At 67.0% G+C, this 23793-nt stretch carries 15 protein-coding genes; 11 read left to right on the top strand and 4 right to left on the bottom strand.

All coding sequences use genetic code 11. The annotated features are described in order from the left end of the window. Nucleotides 1-29 precede the first annotated feature (29 nt). The 3 genes from ACIBK5_RS39360 to haaT all read right to left on the bottom strand — a co-directional run bounded on the left by ACIBK5_RS39360 (nucleotide 30) and on the right by haaT (nucleotide 4304). Nucleotides 30-1187 (bottom strand): FxsB family cyclophane-forming radical SAM/SPASM peptide maturase, encoded by a 1158-nt coding sequence (locus ACIBK5_RS39360; RefSeq protein ID WP_399027604.1) that lies wholly within the window; start codon nucleotides 1185-1187, stop codon nucleotides 30-32. Nucleotides 1188-1200: 13 nt separating this feature from the next. After that, nucleotides 1201-1389 carry a HaaA family cyclophane-containing RiPP peptide gene (gene haaA / locus ACIBK5_RS39355; protein WP_399027602.1) on the bottom strand — a complete coding sequence of 63 codons (189 nt, stop codon included), beginning with the start codon at nucleotides 1387-1389 and terminating at the stop codon, nucleotides 1201-1203. A 155-nt stretch (nucleotides 1390-1544) separates the two neighbouring features. Next, nucleotides 1545-4304 carry a cyclophane-containing RiPP biosynthesis TPR protein HaaT gene (gene haaT, locus ACIBK5_RS39350; protein ID WP_399027600.1) on the bottom strand — a complete coding sequence of 920 codons (2760 nt, stop codon included), beginning with the start codon at nucleotides 4302-4304 and terminating at the stop codon, nucleotides 1545-1547. Nucleotides 4305-4615: 311 nt separating this feature from the next. Between haaT and ACIBK5_RS39345 the strand changes: the two genes are divergently transcribed. The 8 genes from ACIBK5_RS39345 to ACIBK5_RS39310 all read left to right on the top strand — a co-directional run bounded on the left by ACIBK5_RS39345 (nucleotide 4616) and on the right by ACIBK5_RS39310 (nucleotide 18278). Further along, a complete protein-coding gene (locus tag ACIBK5_RS39345) occupies nucleotides 4616-6235 on the top strand; it encodes a hypothetical protein (RefSeq protein ID WP_399027598.1) in 1620 nt (539 codons plus the stop codon). 416 nt (nucleotides 6236-6651) lie between these two features. Further along, a complete protein-coding gene (locus ACIBK5_RS39340; protein WP_399027596.1) occupies nucleotides 6652-8199 on the top strand; it encodes an N-6 DNA methylase in 1548 nt (515 codons plus the stop codon). After that, a complete protein-coding gene (locus tag ACIBK5_RS39335; protein WP_399027594.1) occupies nucleotides 8196-9734 on the top strand; it encodes an N-6 DNA methylase in 1539 nt (512 codons plus the stop codon). The genes ACIBK5_RS39340 and ACIBK5_RS39335 overlap by 4 nt, the downstream gene beginning before the upstream one ends. Nucleotides 9735-9940: 206 nt before the next feature. Continuing rightward, nucleotides 9941-10948: a restriction endonuclease subunit S gene (locus ACIBK5_RS39330; protein ID WP_399027592.1), complete on the top strand. Its 1008-nt coding sequence runs from the start codon at nucleotides 9941-9943 to the stop codon at nucleotides 10946-10948. Nucleotides 10949-10991: 43 nt separating this feature from the next. Then, a complete protein-coding gene (locus ACIBK5_RS39325) occupies nucleotides 10992-13943 on the top strand; it encodes a type I restriction endonuclease subunit R (protein WP_399027590.1) in 2952 nt (983 codons plus the stop codon). A gap of 122 nt (nucleotides 13944-14065) precedes the next feature. Beyond that, complete coding sequence (locus ACIBK5_RS39320) at nucleotides 14066-15304, top strand: DUF262 domain-containing protein (RefSeq protein ID WP_399027588.1); 1239 nt, start codon at nucleotides 14066-14068, stop codon at nucleotides 15302-15304. Next, the gene (locus tag ACIBK5_RS39315) at nucleotides 15301-16779 is read left to right on the top strand and encodes an AAA family ATPase (RefSeq protein WP_399027586.1); all 1479 of its coding nucleotides are present in this window, start codon (nucleotides 15301-15303) and stop codon (nucleotides 16777-16779) included. Before ACIBK5_RS39320 ends, ACIBK5_RS39315 begins: the two co-directional genes overlap by 4 nt. A gap of 662 nt (nucleotides 16780-17441) precedes the next feature. Then, nucleotides 17442-18278: a S1 family serine peptidase gene (locus ACIBK5_RS39310; RefSeq protein ID WP_399027584.1), complete on the top strand. Its 837-nt coding sequence runs from the start codon at nucleotides 17442-17444 to the stop codon at nucleotides 18276-18278. Between the two features lie 132 nt (nucleotides 18279-18410). Here ACIBK5_RS39310 and ACIBK5_RS39305 read toward each other — a convergent pair whose 3' ends face one another. Then, nucleotides 18411-18641 carry a hypothetical protein gene (locus ACIBK5_RS39305; protein ID WP_184589764.1) on the bottom strand — a complete coding sequence of 77 codons (231 nt, stop codon included), beginning with the start codon at nucleotides 18639-18641 and terminating at the stop codon, nucleotides 18411-18413. 441 nt (nucleotides 18642-19082) lie between these two features. On the opposite strand from ACIBK5_RS39305, the gene ACIBK5_RS39300 reads away from it, so the two are divergent. The 3 genes from ACIBK5_RS39300 (at nucleotide 19083) to ACIBK5_RS39290 (ending at nucleotide 23611) form a co-directional block, all read left to right on the top strand. Continuing rightward, nucleotides 19083-21206: a type IIA DNA topoisomerase subunit B gene (locus tag ACIBK5_RS39300; protein ID WP_399027581.1), complete on the top strand. Its 2124-nt coding sequence runs from the start codon at nucleotides 19083-19085 to the stop codon at nucleotides 21204-21206. A gap of 255 nt (nucleotides 21207-21461) precedes the next feature. Continuing rightward, nucleotides 21462-22022: a DUF485 domain-containing protein gene (locus ACIBK5_RS39295; protein ID WP_399027580.1), complete on the top strand. Its 561-nt coding sequence runs from the start codon at nucleotides 21462-21464 to the stop codon at nucleotides 22020-22022. Then, nucleotides 22019-23611 carry a cation acetate symporter gene (locus ACIBK5_RS39290; protein ID WP_399027578.1) on the top strand — a complete coding sequence of 531 codons (1593 nt, stop codon included), beginning with the start codon at nucleotides 22019-22021 and terminating at the stop codon, nucleotides 23609-23611. Before ACIBK5_RS39295 ends, ACIBK5_RS39290 begins: the two co-directional genes overlap by 4 nt. Nucleotides 23612-23793 lie beyond the last annotated feature (182 nt).

The following is a 23793-nucleotide window of genomic DNA, read 5'->3' as shown; positions in this document are numbered from 1 at the left end:
CCCGCGCCCGTCGTCGCGGTGCGGTACGGCTATGGAGAGGACGCGGCGGATGCGGCCGGCTGGTCCCAGCCGTGCCGGCGCAAGGAGTCCTGGACGTACCGGATGAGGTGTTCCAGGTCCGCGCAGTACACGGAGGGGTTGCGGTAGCCGTGGGCCGTGCTGAAACGGTGCGGGAGATAGCCCCCGCCGCACACCTCCACCAGCGGGCAGCCCTGGCACTTCTCCGCGAGCGCCTCGCTGCCGTACAGCCGGTGTTGGAGCTTGGGATGGACGAGGGTCGCGTCGAAGGAATGTCCGAAGACGTCGAGCCCGAGCCAGGAGGCCCCTTCCTCGACGGACCGCAGGGTGTCCACGCCCTCGATGGTGCCGTCGGACTCCACGACCACGCTCGTCGGCGGGGCCAGTCCGAGCGTCTCCACCGAGCCGCGCACACCGGAGCCGAGGGCGACGATGTCCTCCAGCACCCGGATGCTGTGACGGTGCTTGGGGCGGGCGAGCCAGGCGTCGTAGACCCGGCTCATCCACAGCCCGTACTCGGGCAGGTCCGGGTTGTCGCGGTGCGGCGGGTCGTCGTGGGTGCCGTGCGGTAGTCCGAAGTCGATGGCGGGCGGTTCGAAGGAGGCGAGGTAGTCGTGGACCTCGACCGGGTCGTTGGCGAGGTCCACCACGGCGAGCAGCCCGGCGAACAGGTGCGGTCGGGTGCGAAGCAGCTGGATGCCGCGTACGGCGGAGGCGGCACTCGACCGGGAGGAGTGGGTGAGCCGGTGCCGGTCGTTCGCGGCCGGCGGCCCGTCGAGGCTGACGCCCACGACGACCCCGAACCGTTCGAAGAGGTCGAGCCATGCCTCCGACAACAGCGTCCCGTTGGTCTGCAGCTCGAAGCGGACCTCCATGCCCGACGGAATCTCCTCCCGTACGACGCCGAGCAGGTTGGCCATGTGCTGCAGCCCGGCGAGCATCGGCTCACCGCCGTGCAGGATGACGTGCACGGTACCTAGCTCGTGCGCCGTGGCGTGCTCAGCGATCCGTCGGGCGGCGGCCCGGGCTACGTCCAGACTCATCCGGGCGGGCAGATTCCGCCACGCCTGGTCCTTGGAGTTGAAGACGTAACAGTAGTCGCAGTCGATGTTGCAGCGGTTCGCGACCTTGAGGATGAATGACCTGAAGGGAGTGTGGAGTTGGGGCATCTAGTGCTGCGGCTCAGAACGGCCAGGGCCAGATCAGTGAAGCTGCATGTGCGCCGTCGCCGATGCGGCTCGTCGCGGCTTGCTCAGCCATGAGGCGCTGCCGTACCCGGTGGGCGACACGGTCCAAGACTGCGTTGCTGGACGCCGTCTCCAATACGGAATGCGTGACGTCGGGTCCGGGGATGCTCGGGGGCGGTGTCATTCAACACTCCTCGTGGGGTACGCGACGGGGACCCGAAGCGGGACGACGGCGGTGGTTGAAGCGACAGATCATTCGGCAACTTAGCAGTCCTGCGGGGCAGGACTGCATACGGATTCTGGCCACATGATCCGGTCTCCGGAGGCGGACGAGAGGGTTCACCCCGCCTGTGTCACGAGAAGCTGCTCGATACCGTCGGCCGTCGCGTTTAGCCCCAACCGCCGGTATCCGACGACGGATTGCCGCAGCGTCTCGACGGCATTGTCGGGGCCGTCGGTCACCCAGACGCAGCGCCCGATGCCCTCCAGGGCCCGCGCTTCCTCCAACGGGCAACGGATGGCGCGGGCCAGCCCCAGCGCCTGCTCGAAGCGCTCGCGCGCGGCGGCTGTCTCACCGAATGTACGCAGCAGCTCTCCCCAGTGGTTCAGCACCTGTGCCTCGCCGCTGCGGTCGCCGAGCTCGCGCAGGATCTCCAGGCTCCGCCCGAGCGCCTCGACAGCACTGTCCCGTTCGCCGAGGACCGAGCGAGCGGCCCCCAGTTCGCCGAGCGCGGCGGCCTCGCCTCCGCGGATGCCGAGATCGCGGTACACCTGCAGGGCTTCTTCCAGCCCCCGGATCGCGGTTGCCGCGTCCCCGGACAGACGGTCCAGCACCCCGAGATGGCGGATGCTGTTCGCGCGACCGAACCGCTCGCCGAGTTCGATGTAGTGCTCCAGGGCCTGTGTGTGGGCTTCGCGAGCTCCGTCGAGATCGCCCGTGAGCCGGCGCACCACGCCCAACTCGTTGAGGGCGTACGCCTGGTGAACCCGGTCGTCGAGCTCGGCGTAGAGGTCGAACGCTTCGCGGTGGCGCTGCATGGCCCGGTCATACTCACCCGTGAGGCAGTGCACGACGCCCAGATCCCGCAGGGAGTTGCCCTCCCCGTACCGGTCGCCGAGCTCGCGGTAGATCGACAGGGCTTCGGACTGTGCCTCGACCGCCGCGTCGAAGTCGCTGGTCTGTCGGCGCACCATGCCGAGGTCGGCGAGGGCGTTGGCCTGTCCGAGCCGGTGGCCGACCTCACGGTAGAGGGCCAGGGCCTCGGTCTGGGCGCGGGTGGAGGCGTCGTTGTCCGCGGTCAGGTACCAGACGATGCCCGCTTGGTTGAGGGCGTCCGCCTTGCCCCGCCGATCGCCAACCGCATCGTACTGCGTCACCGCCTCGTTCAGGGCTTCGGTCGCCTCGGGGTAGGAGGACATGAAGCGCCTTATGACGCCGAGTTCGGCCAGCGCGTCGGCCAGCGCCCGCTGGTCGTCGGTCTGCCGGGCGGCCTCGGCAGCGGTCCGGTGCAGAGCGACGGCCTGGTCCCAGGGCCCGGCCTGCCGCAGGAAGGGGGCCATGGCCGCGGCCAGCCGGATCACCAGGTCGTGCAGAGCGAGGCCGTTCGCCTGCCAGATGCAGGCCAGGAGGTTGGGCCGCTCGGTTTCCAGCCAGGTCAGCGCGTCGGTTCGCGACTCCATGACCGGGGTTTCGCCCTGCGCCGCGTCGTCCGGCGGTGGCGGGACGCCCGCGCCGCTGCGGACGATGTGTTCGTTCGCGACGGCGAGAGCGGCAAGGTAGTAGGTGCATACACGCTGAACGGCCTGTTCGTGGTCCATGCTGTCTCCTTCGTCAGCGAGACCGCGGGCGTAGTCGCGTAGGAGGTCATGAAGCCGGTAGCGGCTGCCGGGGTGTTCGTCGATCAGGTGGGCATCGTAGAGCGCGTCGAGCTGCTCACGGGCCACGGCCACCGAGGCCTCGCCGAGGGCGGCTCCGACGTACACATCGAGTTCTGTGCCGGGGTAGAAGCCGAGCCCCCGGAAGAAGCACTGCTGCTCAGGAGCGAGGTCCCGGTAGGAGAGATCGAACGTCGCGGCGATCGCGCGGTCGCCAGCGCGCAGCTCTCCCAATCGGTGCCGGGCTGCCACCAGCCGCCCGCGAAGGTCCTCGGCGCTCCAGGACGGGTGATGCCGCAAGCGTGCCGCGAGCAGAGACACCCCGAGCGGCAGGTACCCGCACAGCTTGGCCAGCTCCTCGACGACGTCCCGGTCGAGCGCGTCCGCCAGCCGCCCGCTGAGCCGTACGAACAGGTCGACCGCGTGATCCGGCGGCAGCGCCTCCACGGGGAGCACCACCTCCTCGTGCGCCGCCAGTCGCTTGCGGCTGGTCACCAACACCAGACAGCCGCTCCCACCGGGGAGCAGCGGCTCCAACTGCCGGTAGCTGGCCGCGTTGTCGAGGATGAGCAGCGCCTTCTTGCCCGAGAGGCGACTGCGCCACATGGCGGCCCGCGCCTCGGTGATCGCCCCTACGTCGTCGCCGACGGGTATCTGCTGCGTCGGCACACCGGCGGCCGCGAGGAGCGAGGCGAGAGCCTCGGTGGCCTGCACAGGTCTGCGGCCCGTGGTGTGCCCGTTCAGGTTCACGAAGAGCTGACCGTCGGGGAACCGCTCGGCAAGCACATGCCCGGCGTGTACGGCGAAGGTCGTTTTCCCGACGCCTGGCATCCCGTCGATCACGTGGACTGGCAGGACCTCGCCATTCTCCTGCGCCGCATGGACCGAGCGGACCAGCGACTCGAGCTCGGCGGTGCGGTTGGTGAACGCCGTGGTGTCGCGCGGCAAGGAACGCAGGACCAGGGCAGCGCCGGGGGGACCCGAAGCGTCGTCTGGCCGCCCCGTGGGCTCCGGGCTTTGGTCTGGGGGTCGACGGTCGTCCAGGGCAGCAAGCACCGCGGTCAGCCCGGCCGTAACTGTCCCCAACATGATGAACGACAGCCAGGGGTGCTCCTGCAACCAGCCCAACCAAGAAGGCCAATGCGACTGCTGCGACACGGCGTTCGTGACCAGACCCACGAGCATGGTGGTCACCGCGCCTCCACCGGCGACGACGGCGATCATCGCGCCTCTCCGAGACCTCATCATGCTCGGGCCCCGGCGGCCGTGAAGGCGGTCAATGCCGCTCTGGCGCCGCAGACGGAACACCGCACATCGCCAACCGACCCGCTCACGAAGGCAACCCCCGAGCTCGACGCCCCAACTGCTCCAGCGAACAGCCCTTGTGGACCTTGGTCAAGGGCGCAACTACGTCACGGAAACGCCTTGCAGGCAACCAGGCAGACACGGCTCCCAGCACCAGCCTCCTCGTGCACTGCCCGCGGCCACCAACTCCAAGGCTAGGATTCCTGTTCCGTTGATCAAGGGGGCGCACTGTGGACCGCATCGAAAGGCCCGAACTCCTGCCGGACTGTGACGTACCGGCCCGCTACAGGGAACCCGATGAGCTGATCCTGGGCTGTCTCATTCACCTGGCCGACGAGTCGCTCGCGGACAACCGGCGCATCAGCAGTTTGCACGCCTGCGAGATCCGCGGTGGAGCGGACCTAGCGGCAGCGACGTTCATGTTCCAGACCCCGAGCCCTTGGCACGAGGACTTTCAGCGCATTCTCCGCGCGTCAGGCGTAAACATCGAGCGTCCCCGCTACACCTACGGCGAGTACACCCTCGGCCTTTGCTATGTGGCCGGCGCCAAGGGCCTGCCACCGGGCCTGAGGCATCGAGCAGTTGACACCCTGGTGTCTCGCTGCCACCGCGAAAACGTGGGTTACGCGGAGGCGCGGCACCTGCTGCCCAAGAACGACTGGGATTGGCTGGCGGACGCGGTACGTGAAGGATGGGCCGTGTGGACGGCGCAGCTGTTCGCGGACGACGAAACCGCCCCAGTGAAGACGCGTGTGAGAGTGGGCCTGGCTCTTGCTGAGCATGAGCACCCGACCGGCTACGTGCCTGAAGCCGTGACGAAGCTCGTCGCGCACCCGGGTGCTGCGAGCGCCGACCGCCTTGACATCGCGATATCCGTGGCACGTCGTGATCCCAAGGCAGGACTGGACCTGCTGTGCCGCGTTGCGTCGGATCCGCTGGCCCAGGCCGGGCACCGGATGCAGGCCATCGAGTTGCTGGACGAGTCCGATCCGGCCAAGGCCCAGGAGATGAGGGCCCTCCAAACCCGACTGCCCTCGGGCCGGGAGGCTCGCGACCGGCAGCGGGAGGCAGTTGAGCGCGCCCAACAGGAGGAAGCCGCCCGACGGGAACGAGAGACCCCGGAGGCTGTCATGGAGCGGCTTGACGCCGAGATTGAAAAGATTCTGGACAGCTTACGCGTCCGGGACTCGGACGAGGATTTCGCCGGCCGTCTTGACAACCACCTTGCCGAGACCGATTGGGAAGGCGTAGCTCAGGACATCGTCGACGTCTTCGACCCAGTTGGTGATGAGGACATCGACGCCTCCCTTCGTCTTCTGGCGACCATGACTCGCATCAGGTATGGGGATGAGATCGAAGCGGTCCCGAACGAGTCTGTGCCCGGCGATCCGGCCGCTGACGTCATTCCACGGCTCACTCACGGGGAGCTGGAGGCGTACGCGAAGGAGCTTGCGGAGCGTTCGTGGACGACTTGGAAGGAGCTCGTCGAAAAGCACGGCTGGGATGATGCCGATCGGATCGGTGAAGTGGAGCGTCAGGTCGACGAGACCACGCGGCACGTGGACGATATGGTCCTCCAGAAGGCAAGCAATCACCTGCGGGACCTCGAACAATGTTTGACGTGGGAGATCTGGCCAGCCTTTTTGGGCGCCGCAGCGGAAAGGAAATACGCCACGGCCCTGCATCACCTGGCGACGGCCCGTCTTCTTGCTGACGAAGCCGAGCTCGCCGAGGTCTTGTGGAAGGACGCGGCGGTGAAGAGCTATTCCTTCGATCCGCTGTCGATGTCCTGGCCGCGCGAGTTCTGGCTGGTGCTGGAGGAGTGGCGGCATGGCGCAACCGGGCGGTGAGGTGCTGGTGATACGGAACCTGTACCTCACCGGTCGCAGTGGGAGAAGCCGGCGGGAATGGCAAGGGCTCAGGCAACGTCCGTCTGTACCGAGCATGGACCACCTCCGCACAGGCGTTTTGCGCCACGAGCGTCGCAGTGGTCGGAGCCGGACAACCGTGAGTCAGGCGGGTGCGAGACACGGCCGGCGCCGTAGACCTGTGGCACGCACAGGGGAGGCTCGTGATCCAGAGCGGCACCTCGCCGCTTCCCCTGACGTGCTTTTCCTTCTCTCGCGGCCCGGCTCAAGCCCAACCTTGATCGCCTCGCAACCGCTGGTGGCTTCCGAGATACCCTGACGGGCGGTCCGAGAGACAGCAGCCAACCGCTACGCTTCGGACATCTTCACCTACCCTACGTGCAGAATGGAGTCTCGCTGTGGCCCAGCAGCAAGGGTCTGAGCAGCTGGAACTGCTGCCAGATGCGGCCGGAGGGCTCACGCTCAGTGAGCTGGAGTCGCATTTGCTCGGCGCTGCCCATCTCCTGCGTGGACTGGTCGACCAGGCGGACTTTAAGAACTACATCTTCCCGCTGCTCTTCTACAAGCGTCTGTGCGACGTGTACAGCGAGGAATTCGACGACGCTCTCGCCCATTCCGACGGGGACGTTGACTTCGCGGCTAAGGCGGATCAGCACCGTTTCGTCATCCCGGAGGGTCATAGCTGGGACGACATCGTGGCGGCGCCTGATGAGAAACTCGGCCGTGCGCTCCTTGACGCGCTCCGCGCGATCGAGAAGGCCAACCCGGACACCCTCGACGGAATTTTCGGTGACACACCGTGGACCAACCGTGACCGTATCCCGCCCCACGTGCTGCGAGCGCTCCTCAACCATTTCTCCGCACGTTTCCTCGGCGATGCGCATGCAGACGCGGATCTTCTCGGCCAGGCGTACGAGTACCTGATCAAGAAGTTTGCGGACCTGTCCAACAAGAAGGCCGGCGAGTTCTATACGCCTCGTGCCGTGGTCGAGCTGCTGGTGAACATCCTCGCCCCGGAGCCAGGCGAGACTGTGTACGACCCAGCATGTGGTACCGGTGGGATGTTGATCGAGGTCACCCACCACTTCGCTCGAAGGGGAGTGGCTCCCCAGCTGCTGTGGGGCAAGGTCTTTGGCCAGGAGAAGAACCTCACGACCTCGGGCATCGCCCGCATGAACCTCATCCTGCACGGGATCGATGATTTCCGGGTGGAGCGCGGAGACACCTTGCGCGAGCCCCGCTTCTTTTCCCCGGATGGGGGCCTGCGGACCTTTGACTGCGTGATCGCGAACCCGCCGTTCTCGCTGGCCGCGTGGGGTGAGAACAGGTGGGCCAGGGACCCCTACGGACGAGGTGAGACCGGCGTGCCGCCGCGCAGCACGGCTGACTGGGCCTGGGTCCAGCACATGCTCGCCTCGATGCAGCCCGGCACCGGCCGGGCGGTTGTCGTACTGCCGCAGGGCATCCTCTTCCGGGACGGCACTGAAGCCCGTATCCGCAGGAAGATCATCGAGTCGGACGCAATCGAGGCCGTCATTGGACTCGGGGAACGCCTCTTCTACGGCGCCCCGCTGGCCGCCTGTGTCCTCGTGCTGCGCGCGCAGAAGCCGAAGGACCGGCGGGAGAAGATCCTCTTCATCGACGCTTCTGACCAGCTGCGCAAGGCGAGCAAACAGAACGTGCTGGAGGCCGAACACACTTCCCGCATCCTGGGCTGGTACCGCGCCTGTGCGGACATAAAGGAGCGCAGCCGCTTGGTCGGTCTCTCGGAGATCGAAAGGAACGACGGCAGCCTCAACATCCCGCTCTATGTCGGAAAGGACCGCGCGGCCGAGCTGCCTCCGTTGAGCGAGGCCGTCGTCGCTCTGGAAAGCGCTTTGATGGACGCCGCGGCGGCAGAGAACGAACTGCGTAGCCAGCTCAAGGAATGGAGGCTCCTCGGATGAGCGGCGCCAGGAGCGCGGCGGACCTGCTGCCCGGTACAGATCTAGCAGCGGGACAGTTGGGCCAACGGGAGCTGGAGAACTACCTGTGGGGAGCGGCGGTCCGGCTGCGGGGGCTCATCGACGCGGGTGACTACAAGCAGTTCATCTTCCCGCTGCTCTTCTTCAAGCGGATCTGTGACGTGCACGACGAGGAGCGCGAGCAGGCCCTCGCCACGTACGACGGGGACGCAGAGCTGGTGGCGAAGAAGGAGAACTACCAGTTCCAGATCCCCGACGGTCACCATTGGGCAGACGTCCGGGAGGCCCGTTCCGGACTCGGCTCGGCGCTCGCCCAGGCCATGAGGGCCATCGAGAAGACCAACTCGGAGCAGCTCTGGGGAGTCTTCGGGGATGCTCAGTGGACGAACACCGAACGGCTCTCGGACGCCACTCTTCGTGACTTGCTGGAGCACTTCTCCACCCAGGTGCTCTCCCTGGCCCGGGTCCCGGAGGACGAGCTCGGGCGAGGGTATGAGTACCTGATCAAAAAGTTCGCGGACGACTCCGGGCACACGGCTCAGGAGTTCTACACGAACCGGACGCTGGTTCGGCTCATGACCCGGATGCTCGAACCGGAGCCCGGTGAGACGGTCTACGACCCCACGTGCGGCACAGGCGGCATGCTGGTCACTGCGGCGGCCGAGTTGAAGCGCCAGGGGAAGGACCATCGCCAACTCACCCTGTACGGGCAGGAGTTCAATGTGATGACCTCCTCGATCGCCCGCATGAACCTCTACCTGCACGGCATTGAGGACTTCCGCATCGAGCGTGGGGACACCCTCGCCGAACCGCTGTTCTTCGAGGGCGACCGGCTGCAACGCTTCGACGTGGTGCTCGCCAACCCCCCGTACTCGATCAAACAGTGGAACCGCCCGCTCTTCGCCAAGGACCCCTACCAGCGCAACATGTGGGGTGTGCCGCCCCAGGGGAGAGCGGACTACGCATTCTTCCAGCACATCGCCGCCTCACTGGACCCGGAGACGGGCCGGTGCGCCATCCTCTTCCCCCACGGTGTGCTCTCCCGGGAGGACGAGCGGGCTATGCGGGAGAAACTGATTGAGTCCGATCTCCTGGAGTGTGTACTGGGGCTCGGTCCGGGGCTCTTCTACAACTCGCCGATGGAGGCGTGCGTGGTGGTGCTGCGCACCCGGAAGCGGCCGGAGCGGGAGGGGAAGGTCCTCTTCATTGATGCGGCGCACCTGTTCGAGCGGGTGCAGGGCCAGTCATTCCTTAGTGAGAAGCACATCGCGGAGATTCTGGCCGCGTATCGCGAGTGCCGGAACATCGATGGCTTTTCGCGTGACATGAGCCTGGACACGCTGCTCAGCAGAGAGGCCGACCTGGCTCTAAACCGCATCATCGGCACGCCACCGTCAGACGGTACGAGTGACGAACAGGTGCCCCTGCAACAGGCACTCGCGGAGTGGGATGTACGCACCACCAACACGGCTCGTCACGTGACCAGTCTGATCGCGCAGTTGAAGGGAGGGGAGTGAACGTGCGGCAAGAGGCTTGGCCCACCGTGCGGTTCGGATCTCTGGTCCGGCAGGTGAAGGACTCGACGGATCCCGTGGCAGACGGGTTGGAGCGGTTCGTGGCCGGTGAGCATATGGACTCCCGGAATCTGCATATCGCCCGTTGGGGAGACGTGAAGGGGAGCTCCCTCGGACCTGCGTTCCATCGTAGGTTCCGCCCTGGTCAGGTGCTCTACGGCTCGCGACGGACTTATCTGCGCAAGGTCTCCTACGCAGAGTTCGAGGGGGTCTGCGCGAACACCACGTTCGTGGTGGAAAGCGCGGAGCCGGGTGAGCTTCTCCCGGAGATGTTGGCCTTTTTGATGACGGCGGATACCTTTCACCGTCATTCGGAATACTGGTCACGCGGGTCAGTCAACCCCTATGTGAACTGGCCTGACATCGCAAAGTACGAGTTCCCTCTCCCGCCCCTGGCCGAGCAGCGGCGGATAGCTGACCTTCTGTGGTCGTTCGAGCACACCGCGCGGGCGAAGGCTACCGCGCTGGAGGCCGCGAGGCAGGCCGAGCTCACGGCACTGGCCGAGCTGTACGACGAGCCGGAGTGGCCGGTGCGTCGAGTGGGCGAGGCGGGGGAAGTACAGCTGGGCATGAAGCGTGAGCCCAAGGTGCACCAGGGTACGGATCTTCGCCCGTACCTCCGCGTCGCAAACGTCGGTGACGATGAGCTGTTCCTGGACGACGTTCTCGAGATGAACTTCGCCCCCTCCGCCTTCACCAAGTACGCGCTGCGGCCGAAGGATGTGCTGCTCAACGAAGGGCAGAGTTTGGAGTACGTAGGCCGCGCGGCGATGTACCGCGGGGAGATCGAGGACTGCTGCTTCCAGATGACGCTGCTGCGCTTTCGTGCGGGCGATGATGTGCTACCAGAGTTCGCTCTCGGTTGGTTCCGCCGCTGCCAGCGCCTGGGGGCATTTGCCCGGGTGGCTAAGCGCACCACGTCCATGGCTCACCTTCCTGCCGGCCTCCTCTCGGCCCAGCCGATCCCCGTCCCCCCTATCTCCGTCCAACAACGCGTCGTCGAGCGGCTCGATGCCGCCCGCGAACTGCGCACCACACTCACCGAGGACCTGACACAGACGCGTAATCTGATGCAACGCACCTTGAACGTGCTGTTGCAAGGCCCTGGCGCGTCGGCGGACACAACGACGGCTGCGGGGGGCGACTGCCGCGCGTGAGATATGGAGTGAGGGGCAACTGAGGGTGAGCGAGGGGCGGGGGATGTTCAGCGAGAAGGACACGGCCCAGGCATTCGTAACCGACCGGCTCACCGCCTTGCCGGAGCAAGCGTGGGTCCAGCAGGACACTCAGCCGGACCGGGCCGAGCAGGATGTCCTCGTCGAGTCCGAGCTGCGCGACGCCCTGGTCCGTCTCAACCCGGCCATTTCGGCCGATCCCGAGCTCGCCGACGAGGTGCTGTACCAGCTCACCGCGCTGATCCGATCGGCGCGTGGTGAAGGCGTGGTGAAGGCCAACGAGAACTTCCGCTCCTGGTTGCTTGGCGAGAAGTCGATGCCCTTCGGGCCGGACCACGAGTATGTCTCCGTTCAGCTGGTCGACTTCGATGACCCCACCCACAACCGCTACCACCTCAGCACGGAGGTCGCCTTCTGCCGCGGTGCCACTCGGCGCCGTTTCGATCATGTGCTGTGGGTCAACGGGATTCCCCTGGTCATAGGTGAGGCGAAGTCCGCCACACGTGCCGGCATAACCTGGGCCGACGGGGCGCTCCAACTCGACGGTTACCAGGACGACGTACCGGAGTTCTTCGTCCCCACCGCCCTGTGTTTCGCCATCGACGGACGCGATCTGCGCTACGGCAGCCTCGGGCTACCCCTTCACCTGTGGAGCCCGTGGTGGTCCCCGGGGATGCGGCAGCAGCATCCCGAGCCCGGCCCCGACTACCTCCGTCAGGCCGTCGACGGTCTGCTGAGTCCGTCGACGGTTCTGGACATCGTCCGGAACTTCACGGTCTACAGCACTGACGACCGTCACCGGAAGATCAAGAACATCTGCCGCTATCAGCAATACGAGGCCGGCAGGCGGATGGCCGACCGTGCCGCCGCCGCGGCGCACGACCCGGACGCGCCCAGGCAGGGACTCGTGTGGCACTTCCAGGGTTCTGGCAAGTCTCTGCTGATGGTGTTCACAGCTCAGGCGCTGCGCACCGATCCGCGCACTGGTGCGCCCACGGTGCTGATAGTGGTGGACCGGCTGGACCTCGACACCCAGATCACTTCCACCTTCGGTGCCTCGGACATCCCGAACGTTGTCACGGCGGGCTCTGGTGACAATCTCGGGGAGATGCTCGCGACGGGCCAGCGGAAGATCATTGTCACCACGGTCCACAAATTCAAGAGCCTGGACCGCGTCCTGTCCGCACGTCGTGACATCGTTTGCCTCGTCGATGAGGCGCATCGCACCCAGGACCGCGATCTGGGGCAGCGAATGCGCGAGGCCCTGCCCAACGCAGTCTTCTTCGGTTTGACCGGCACCCCAATCAACCGAACCGACGTCAACACCTTCAAGACGTTTGGTTACGAGGAGGATGAGGGCCGCTACCTCTCGCAGTACACCCAGGCCGATTCACTGCGTGACGGGACGACGCTCCCGCTGCACTTCGAGCCGCGTGACGCGCGCTTCCGGATCGACGGCGATGTCATTGACGCTGAGTTCAAGAAGCTAGCCGAGCGTCTGTCCCCGCGTGAGAAGGCCGCCGTGGCCACTCGGGCCGCTCGTATGGGGCTGTTGATCAAGGCTGATAACCGGATTCGCATGGTGTGCGAGGACATCGCGCGTCACTTCCGGGAGAAGGTGGAGCCTGAGGGCTTCAAGGCGCAGGTTGTCGTCTTCGACCAGGAAGCGTGCGTCGAGTACAAGAAGCATCTGGATGTGCTGCTGGGACCAGAGACCAGCGAGATCGTGATGTCCACCCAAGGGCAGCCTCAGGAGATCCAGGAGCGTTTCGGGCGGGACAAGGAAGAGGAGGCGGCGCTGCTGGATCGCTTCCGTGACCCGGACGACCCGCTGAAGATCCTCATCGTGACGGCGAAACTCCTCACCGGTTTCGACGCTCCGATTGCTCAGACGATGTACCTGGACAAGGTCATGCGTGACCACACGTTGCTCCAGGCCGTCTGCCGGGTGAACCGCCCGTACCGGCGGCCGGGCAGCGATCAGGCGAAGTCACACGGTCTGATCGTGGACTACCTCGGTGTCTTCGCCCGCCTCGGGCAGGCAATGAGCTTCGACGAGCGGGCTGTCGAGCGTGCGGTTACCAGCATTAAGGAGCTGTGGGATCAATTCCCCGGCGCCCTTCGCAAGTGCCTGGACTTCTTCCCAGGGGTCGACCGTGCCGAGGACGGTTACGAGGCCCTTTTCGCGGCTCAGGACAAGCTGCCCGACGACGGGACACGACAGGCTTTCGCAGAGGCGTTCGCCCGATTGTCCCGGCTGTGGGAGGCGCTGGCCCCGGACGAGCGGCTGAGTGAGCACGTCGCCGACTACCGCTGGCTTGCGAAGGTGCACCACTCCGTACGGCCCAGCAACGCCACGAGCCCCCTGCTGTGGCGGGTGCTCGGCCCCAAAACGCGCGAGCTGGTCAACGCCCACATCCATGCGGACGTGCCACCCCAACGGCTCGAGACACTCGTCATCGACGCCAAGATGGCCGAGTACCTACAGCGCGTCCCTGACCGGGGGATCCGGCAGCTTGAGCCCCGGCTTCAGGACCGGCTCGTCCGCCGCCGCGGTGAACCGCGCTTCGACTCCCTGGCACAGAAGCTGGAGCGACTGCGTCAGCAGTACGAGGCGGGACAGCTGGTGAGCCGGGAGTATCTCTACCAGCTGCTGGACCTGGCGGAACAGACCGCGCGGGCAGAGGCTCAGGCAGAGGCCGATGAGAAGGAGCAGGATCCCAGGGAACAGGGCAAGCACGCTCTCACCCGGCTGTTCGAATCGTCCCGCCCGGAGGGCACACCCGTGGCGGTGGCGAAGCTCGTCGAGGAGATCGACAGCATCGTCGACGCGGTGCGGTTCCCGGGGTGGCAGCACACTGCGGGCGGTGAGCGCGAGGTGAAGAAGGCGCTTCGCCGCACACTGGTCCGCTACCAGCTGCAACGGGACGAAGAGCTGTTCCAGAAGGCGTACGACTACATCCGGCAGTACTACTGAGGCGGCCTTCGGATCATGACCCACCGGATGTCAGTGCTCGGCCGTATCGTGCCATCAGGCATGGACTTCACCCGCGCCTTCCAGGCCGGCACCCAGCCCAGACGCGAGAGGAGGCGACCGTCATGACCCCGGCTCACGACCTGCGCGCGTCGGCAACGCAACCCACCGTCGTGACCGTGCGCGAGGCGCTCGCCCAGCTCCGCGACGGAAGTCTGCGCCAGCCCTCCGAGCCGTCCAGTAGCGCAGAGTGGTCGGATCACCGCAAGCACGTGCTCCTTGACTCAGTGCTGCGCGGCTGGCCCATCGGCACGCTGCTCGTCGCGCGTGAAGCGGACGGATCACGAGTCCTGCTCGACGGCCAGCGACGCCTGGCGGCGCTGGAGGAATTCGTACGCGGCGACCTACTGGTCGATGGCAGACTCACCCCTCCGGCTCGTGCATTGCGGGAATCTGACGGAAAGACGTACGACGCTCTGCCGCAGGGGCTGCGCACCGCGATCGACGACTACCCCTTGGTGCTCCTGGAGCTCGACGAACTGCCACCCGCCGAGTTGCGTACCGCCGTGCTGCGGCTCAACTCCGAAGCCGGACTGACCGAAGCAGGACGCAAACTCGTCGAATCGGGTTCGTTCGGCGAGCAGGTCCGGGTCCTCGTGGCCTCGGCGGCCGACTGGGGCCTGGGGGAAGAGCGCATCGGTTTCGGCAACGTCGGCCTGGCCTACGAGGACGTGATTAGCAGAGTGCTGGTCGCCGTAGAAGCAGGCAGCGTCCAGGCTGCGGCAGTCGGCAGCGAGCAACTGAACCACCGGCTGCGCTCCGGTGACGCGGTGGCCGACCGCACCCGAGACGAGGTGGCTGACGCACTCAAGGGGCTGTTGTCGCTGCCCGCAATCGACATGCCTGCTGTTCGATTCACCAAACCGACTCTGCTGAGCTGGATGCTGGTGATGGTCCGGGCCCGGCGTGCGTTCGGTCCTGGCGCCGAACATCACCTCGGGTTTCTCCTCGAATGGCTGGAGCCGGAACGTCGGAGGCGAGCCGCCGAACTCGGGCCTGGAGTGACTCCACCACTCAGGACCGCTTTCCGTGAACTGCCGTACGATGCCCTGCTAGAGCGGTTCAACGAAGTGGCCGCGGTGGGCGCGCACACACCCGAGTCGACGGTGCTGCGGGATGCCATCGGATGGCTGTTCCTTGTGGCGACAGGCGGCGCCCCGTCGCGCCGGACTTCCCCCGTGCCGGATGTGCAGCGCATGTACGCAGCGCTGACCAGCGCAGATGACGCACCGTTCACAGAAGACGGGATCGACCAAGTGCTGTGGGAAGACGGGGCACTGAAGTCCTGGGGGGAGTGGAGTTGAGCCGGGACGCAGAGGATGAGGAGGTCCTCCGCCGGGCCCAGATCAACAACCACTACCGCAAACTGGCCAGTGGCCAGGTGCGTTCACCGCTGCGCAGGGTCGAGATCGACGGGCACGCGCACCTCGGCTCGCTCACCGCCGAGATGGCGCCGGGCGTCACCCTGCTGTGCGGGGTGAGTGGCGCGGGCAAGACACAGTTCCTGCGAACGCTTGCACGCCATCTGCGGAAGCAGGCCCCGTTGGACGGCGTGCCGCCCCCTACTACCGTACGGCTGACAGGCCAGACACGGCACCAGAAGAGCGACCGCAACGGACCGGCGACGGGCGACGTGGAACTCGCCGACGCCAAAGCCCCGTGTGTGTACATCGACACCGCACGGGAGTGCTTCGATGTGCTGACCCAAGTGAGCCGAGTTCCGGCACGCGAGCTCGAAAGCGAGCGCGCCACGGCCGAGAAGGCCCCCCGCAGCGCCTGGCTCGACCATGCACTGGGCTCCATCATGGGACGGCCCTACGACATGGCCACCCACCAGGAGTTGGACCGTCGTTCCCCCGCCTCCGGCGAGCCACCCACCTGGTTCTACTACGAGCTCGGCCGTCACGGCGACAGCTACGGGCCCGAACAGATGAGCCTGGGGGAGCTCGCCTCCTGCGTCATCCTGCGCGCCCTACGTGGGGTGGGGCGGGGCAGCATCGTGCTGCTCGACGAACCCGAGAACTTTCTCTCGCCCCGCGCTCGCGAACGGCTGCTCGACATCATCGTCGCCCGTGCGGTCAAAATGGAGCTGTCGGTCGTCCTCGCCTCGCACTCCCCGGAGTTCGCCTACCGCCTGCCCAGCGCTTCTCTCCGCACACTCGAGCGCAGCCTGGGCGCTGCGGCTCAGGCAACCATCTCGGCCGGCGCCATTCCTGCTCAGGTCAGCCGGAAGCTGGGCATGGCTCCGCGGACCGAGGCAGTACTGCTGGTCGAGGACCGCTTCGCCCGGCTGATGCTGGAGGAACTCCTCCGGTGCCACCTGGCGGAGCTGGCCCCGCATCTGTGCGTGCAGGACGTGCGCGGCGCCGACACTGTCGCAACTGTCGCTCGTGTCCTCGGACCGACCAGACCGGCCGTGGCTTTTCTCGGCGTGCTGGACGGAGACACACGCTCCGAACCGGGTCGTCAGGGTGAGTGGCTGGAGTACCTGCCGGGCCATCACGATCCCGAGGCAGTTGTCATGCAGTTACTCCAGACACGCACGGGGGCAGCGGCGAAAGAACTGGGCGTGACAGAGGACACCCTGAAGTACGCCCTGGAAGAAGCACACGTCTCCAACATCCATGACCAACCTGCCGTCGTGAGCGAACACACAGGTGTGGACGAGGTACGGCTGATCTCCTTCGCGGTTCGCAGAATCCGCTCTGTGCCGAGCTTCCGCAAGGACACTGACCGGCTCATGGAACGCATTCGCACACTAGTGGCGCCTTCGACGTAAGCCCGGCCAACCAGGCGGCGGAACGGCTGAGGAGCGAATCATCCTCAGATCAGGTTGTGCTGCGGGAGTGACGCGCACGCGACATGTTCGGTCGGGATCTCCTCGGTTCTCCCAGGGGCGGCGATTCCACCGTCTCGCTCGGAAACGGCTGCCTGTGCTGTGCCGTCCGCATGCGTGCAAGCAATCGCAGGGGTGCAATCGCGCGCGCAACAGGACACTCAGTCCCGAAGATATGGTCGGTGCCAGTGGCGTTCACTGAGGACCTTGGTCCACTGAGCGGCGAGCCGCTCCCGCCGGTCGTCAGGAAGCTCGTCCAAGGTCGGGCGGGAGTCCCTCGATGATCTTTGCGACCTCCTGCGGGTCGCGCCGAGCGGGCAGACCGAGGTGGTGCGCTATCGTGCGAAGGGTCATGGTGGGTCATCTCAATCCAAGATATTTCACGAGCTAGGATCCCCACCCACCTGCGTTTATGCAGGTCGAGTACAGCGCTCACCAGTCCATACTGCGCGACTACCTCGACTAGTCGCCGGTCGTACGACGCGGAAGGCCCGGTTCCCTGAGGGGACCGGGCCTTCGCCGTGCCGTGTCTCTCCGCGGGTGCGGCGCGGCGCCGGGTGAATCACTCTTGGTGTTCAGCGAACAGCACGGAGTGAGGAGTGCGTATGCGTCGTCGCCTTGCCCGGGCCCTGGCCCGACCGCTGGTCCTGGCGGCCGCGGCAGCTGCCATATCAGTGGCCTCCAGCGCCCCTGTGGCCGCCGACAGTGTGGTCATAGGTGGTTTCCCGGTCGATGTGTCCGAGAGTCCGTGGACGGTCGCCCTGTCCAGTCGTGACCGGTTCGGGGGTACGCGTGCGGGGCAGTTCTGTGGCGGCGTGGCGGTCGGTCGCAGCACAGTGCTCACCGCGGCCCACTGTCTGGACAAGGAGGTCCTGGGCGTAGCGCCGGAGCGGGTGCGGGACCTCAAGGTCATAGCGGGGCGCACGGACCTGCTCTCGGACCGCAGCGGCCGGGAGATCGCCGTGCGGCGTTCCTGGGTGAACCCGGCGTACGACGGCGTCAGCAACTTCGGGGACTACGCCGTACTCACCCTGGCCGAACCTCTGCCCGCCGGCTCGGTCATCGGTATGGCGGCCAACGGTGATTCCGCGTACGCAGTGGGCGGGGTTGCGACGGTGTACGGGTGGGGCGACATCTCAGGTGCCGGTGAGTACCCGAACAGTCTGCGTGCCGCGCGGGTGCGTGTGCTCTCCGACGAGCGCTGCGAGGACGCCTATCCGGGCGGCTCCGACGGCACGTACGAAGCCGAGAGCATGCTGTGCGCGGGGGAGCGGGAGGGAGGCCGGGACGCCTGCCAGGGCGACAGCGGGGGGCCGCTGGTGGCCAAGGGGCGGTTGATCGGGCTCGTGTCCTGGGGGATCGGCTGCGGGCGGGCCGGCAGTCCCGGGGTGTATATGCGTGTGTCCGACATCATGCGGGCGCTCGGCTGGGCACGGGGGTGAGAGGACTCGAAGGGCGTCCTGCGGAGCCTGGGCGCGCTTGTGGGGACGAGGATGGGCGGCTGCCTCTGCTCTCAGAGGCAGCCGCCCATTCACCGGCCTGTGCCGGGCTGGCTCGTCGTCGGACGCGAGGTCTCAGCGCTCTTCTTCGGAGGCGGTCGCGGGAACGGTCGTGAGCCGCTCCGTCTCGTCCTGTATCTCAGCGGCGATCTTCTTGAGTTCCGGCTCGAACTTGCGACCGTGGTGGGCGCAGAAGAGCAGTTCTCCGCCGCTGAGCAGGACGACGCGCAGGTACGCCTGGGCGCCGCAGCGGTCGCAGCGATCAGCGGCCGTCAACGGGCTCGCGGGGGTCAGAACAGTAGTCACGTCGCCTCTTCTCTAGCTCGACGAGCTGTCGTACCAGGGTCAACATCCAACCAGCCATAAAACGTTCCCGCTCGTGGCTTTTCCTCGAAAAAATCTTGCGAGGCGGCTGTCTGCTGCCGGTTGGCGGCGAATGTGCCGTATTGCGTGTCTATGTGTCTTACGGGGCTTCGCGTTGTATCGGTGGTCGGTCCTCCCGGCTGGGTTGCCGGTTGTTCATGAGGACGTGCCCGGAGCCTAAATGGTTCATGCCTGGAAGGGAACGTGATGTGTACTTCACTCCATCGAGGGATCGAACACGCATGCGAGCCTGGACTAGTCTGAGTCTCTGACGAGGGTGGCGTTACAACGGCTCTACCAGGCCTCGGTACCCTCTCACCGGTGACTGAAGCCGCGCCCTTACCCATGAGGGCCCCATCTGAAATTCAGCGAGGAGCGAACCGCGTGACCGCCGAAACGTCCGTGCCGTCCACAGCTCTGCTGGCAGGAGCAGACCGGGACGGTTCCAACTACACCGCGCGGCACCTGCTCGTCCTTGAGGGGCTCGAGGCCGTGCGCAAGCGTCCGGGCATGTACATCGGGTCGACCGACAGCCGCGGTCTCATGCACTGCCTCTGGGAGATCATCGACAACTCCGTCGACGAGGCCCTGGGCGGCTACTGCGACCACATCGAGGTCATCCTCCAGGACGACGGGTCCGTCGACGTCCGGGACAACGGCCGGGGCATCCCGGTCGACGTCGAGCCCAAGACCGGCCTCTCCGGTGTAGAGGTCGTCATGACCAAGCTGCACGCCGGCGGCAAGTTCGGCGGCGGCTCGTACGCCGCCTCCGGCGGCCTGCACGGCGTCGGCGCCTCCGTGGTGAACGCCCTCTCCGCCCGTCTGGACATCGAGGTGGACCGCGGTGGGCACACCCACGCCATCAGCTTCCGGCGCGGCGTCCCGGGCGCGTTCGCCGGGAACGGCCCGGACGCCAAGTTCGAGGCCAAGAGCGGGCTGCGCAAGGCCAAGAAGATCCCGAAGAGCCGCACCGGCACGCGCGTGCGGTACTGGGCCGACCGCCAGATCTTCCTCAAGGACGCCAAGCTCGCCCTGGAGACGCTGCACCAGCGCGCCCGCCAGACCGCGTTCCTGGTGCCCGGCCTGACCATCGTCGTGCGCGACGAGTACGGTCTCGGCGAGGGCGGCAGCAAGGGCGAGGAGTCCTTCCGCTTCGACGGCGGAATCAGCGAGTTCTGCGAGTACCTGGCGAACGACAAGCCGGTCTGCGACGTCCTCCGCTTCTCCGGACAGGGCACCTTCAAGGAGACGGTCCCCGTCCTGGACGACCACGGCCAGATGACGCCCACCGAGGTCACTCGCGAACTCGGCGTCGACGTCGCGCTGCGCTGGGGCACGGGGTACGACACGACGCTCAAGTCGTTCGTGAACATCATCGCCACCCCCAAGGGCGGTACGCATGTCGCAGGTTTCGAGCAGGCCGTCGCCAAGACGATGAACGAGGTGCTGCGTACCAAGAAGCTCCTGCGCGTCGCCGAGGACGACATCGTCAAGGACGACGCCCTGGAGGGCCTCACCGCGGTCGTCACCGTGCGTCTCGCCGAGCCCCAGTTCGAGGGCCAGACCAAGGAGGTGCTCGGCACCTCGGCGGCCCGCCGGATCGTGACCAACGTGGTCACCAAGGAGCTCAAGGCGTTCCTGACCTCCACGAAGCGGGACGCCGCACAGCAGGCCCGTGTCGTGCTGGAGAAGGCCGTCGCCGCGGCCCGTACGCGCATCGCCGCCCGCCAGCACAAGGACGCGCAGCGGCGCAAGACGGCCCTCGAGTCCTCCTCGCTGCCGGCCAAGCTCGCCGACTGCCGCAGCGACGACGTCGACCGCAGTGAACTCTTCATCGTCGAGGGCGACTCCGCTCTCGGTACGGCGAAGCTCGCCCGGAACTCCGAGTTCCAGGCGCTGCTGCCGATCCGGGGCAAGATCCTCAACGTCCAGAAGTCGTCCGTGACGGACATGCTGAAGAACGCCGAGTGCGGCGCGATCATCCAGGTCATAGGAGCCGGATCGGGTCGGACCTTCGACATCGACACGGCTCGCTATGGCAAGATCATCATGATGACCGACGCCGATGTCGACGGCTCGCACATCCGCACCCTGCTGCTGACCCTGTTCCACCGCTACATGCGGCCCATGGTCGAGGCCGGCCGGGTCTTCGCGGCGGTGCCGCCGCTGCACCGCATCGAGATCGTCCAGCCGAAGAAGGGCCAGGACAAGTACGTCTACACGTACTCGGACCGGGAACTGCGCGACACGCTCATGGAGTTCCAGAGCAAGGGCATCCGCTACAAGGACTCGATCCAGCGCTACAAGGGTCTCGGCGAGATGGACGCCGACCAGCTGGCCGAGACGACCATGGACCCGCGCCACCGCACTCTGCGCCGGATCAACCTCTCCGACCTGGAGTCGGCCGAGCAGGTCTTCGACCTGCTGATGGGCAACGACGTCGCGCCGCGCAAGGAGTTCATCTCCAACTCGGCGGCGACGCTGGACCGGTCGCGGATCGACGCGTAGCCGCCGCCCGTTGGCTGTAGCCGCCGTGCCCGGCTACAGCCCGGGGTGGCGTGAATGGCTCGTGGACATCGCTGTGCCGCCCGCGTTCGGGTGTGGCACAGCGATGTCGGCATGAGGCGTCCGGACATGATCCGGGCTTTGCCTTACGCCCATGGAAAGGGTCTCGTGCGGTCACCAGCGGGTTGAGTCACCTGAAGGGGTGAAGCGGAAAGGGAAGAAGAGTCGGGGATCTTCCCGTTCTGTCCATCCTTGGGCATGCAGCCAAGCAAGGGCCGTCCCCGCAGAACCGGGGCCGGTCAGGAAAGTTGGGTCGAGCCTCTCGACGCTCAGGACCCGGACCCGGCCGAGGAGGCCGGGCATCTCACGTACGACGACCCCTGGTACGACGCCCTTGCCTCCGGCTGGGGCGAGTCGGCCGGTGCCGGGGTACCCGCTCCGGCGGGGGTGCCGTCGGCACGCAGGGGGAGCGAGACCGGGCCGGCGCCGGCCGAGGTGTACCTGGAAGTGCAACGCAGTGCGGCCTTTCAGGAGGTGCGGCGGAGGTACCGGAGGTTCGTGGTGCCGGCCTTCGTGGCCTTCTTCGTCTGGTACGTGGGCTACGTCGTGGCTGCCACGACCGCGCCGGAGCTGATGGCCCGGCCCGTGGCCGGAGCGGTGAACGTGGCGATGGCCGCAGGGCTCGGGCAGTTCCTGACCACGTTCCTGCTCACCTGGGCGTACGCCCGGCACGCCCGGCTGCGCAGGGACCGGGCGGCGCTCGAACTGCGCTGGGACACACAGGAACTGGCGCGCGGAGCGAACGGCGGTGTCTCGTGACGGGGGAACACCAGACACTGGCGCTACTGCTGTTCAGCGCCTTCGTCGCGGTCACGCTGGCGATCACGACGTGGGTGAGCCGTGAACGGCGTGGTTCGGCGGAGGAGTTCTACGCGGGCGGGCGGCTCTTCTCGCCCATGGAGAATGGTTTTGCCCTCGCCGGCGACTACATGTCGGCCGCCTCCTTCCTGGGGGTCACCGGGCTCATCGCGCTGTTCGGCTACGACGGGCTGCTGTATGTCGTCGGGTTCCTCGTGGCCTGGCTGGTGGTGCTGTTCCTCGTCGCCGAACTGGTGCGCAACTGCGGCCGGTTCACGCTCGCCGACGTCGTGGCGGCGCGGATGAGGGAGCGGCCGGTACGGATCGCGGCGGGAACCTCCTCGGTCACCGTGTCCGTTCTGTATCTGGTGGCGCAGATGGTCGGCGCGGGCAGCCTGGTGGCGCTGCTGCTGGGGGGTACGGGCGAGGCGGCGCGAGCCTGGACGGTCATCGGCGTGGGCGCGCTCATGGTGATCTATGTGTCGTTGGGAGGGATGCGGGCGACCACGTGGATTCAGATCGTCAAGGCCGTTCTGCTGCTCGGCGGCACCATCGCGCTGACGGTGCTCGTCCTGCTGCGTTTCCACGGTGACCTGGACCGGCTGCTGCTCACGGCGGCCGAGCGCAGCGGTCACGGGGAGGCGTTCCTGGCGCCCGGGTTGAAGTACGGCGAGGACTGGACCGCTCGCTTCGACTTCATCAGTCTGGGCCTGGCCCTGGTGCTGGGTACGGCCGGGCTGCCGCACATCCTGTCCCGCTTCTACACCGTCCCCACCGCGCGCGCCGCACGCCGCTCGGTCGTCTGGGCCATCGGCCTCATCGGCGGCTTCTACCTGATGACGATCGTGCTCGGCTTCGGTGCCGCCGCCCTCGTGGGGCCGGACGCCGTACGCGGGTCGAACGCGGCCGGGAACACGGCGGTTCCGCTGCTGGCGCTCGATCTGGGCGGCGGTGCCGGGTCCACGGGAGGAACAGTTCTCTTCGCGATCGTCGCCGCCGTCGCGTTCGCCACCATCCTCGCCGTGGTCGCCGGGATCACGCTCGCGTCCTCGGCCTCGGTGGCGCACGACCTGTACGCGTCCTTGCGGCGCCGGGGCGGCAAGCCGCGCAGCGAGGTCGCGGTGGCCCGCGTCGCGGCCGTCGCGGTGGGGGTGGTGGCGATCGCCCTCAGCCTGCTGGCGCGGGATCTCAACGTGGCCTTCCTGGTGGGTCTCGCCTTCGCCGTCGCCGCGTCGGCGAACCTCCCGGTGCTGCTCTACTCCCTGTTCTGGCGCGGCTTCACGACACGTGGTGCCGTATGGGCCGTCTACGGCGGTCTCGTTCCGGCCGTGGTGCTCGTGGTGCTGTCACCCGTGGTCTCGGGCAGCCCGGACTCGCTGTTCCCGGGCGTCGACCTCCAGTACTTCCCGTTGCAGAACCCGGGCCTGGTCTCGATCCCGCTGGGCTTCCTCGCGGGCTGGCTGGGCACGGTCACCTCGGCGGACGTCCCGGACGAGGCCAAGCACGCGGAGACCGAGGTGCGGTCGCTGACCGGGGCGGGAGCGGCGTAGGCGCGGTGCCTTCCCCGGCCGGACCGCTCGGGCTGGGGCCCGTCGTTCGGAGCACGCCGCAGAACGCGGGGCCCGGCACGCGAACGACAGGCCCTAGGTGTATTGATCACGAGCGTTGTTAACGCTGGCCGGGCTTGATCATGGCGAAGACCTCCGGTGTGGTGGAGCTGTCTAGGACTGCA

Origin of the sequence: Streptomyces sp. NPDC050546, from assembly GCF_044457425.1 — a bacterium.
Classification (GTDB): domain Bacteria; phylum Actinomycetota; class Actinomycetes; order Streptomycetales; family Streptomycetaceae; genus Streptomyces.
Note: the sequence above shows the minus strand (reverse complement) of the source record. Positions and strands in the feature narration are given on the sequence as shown.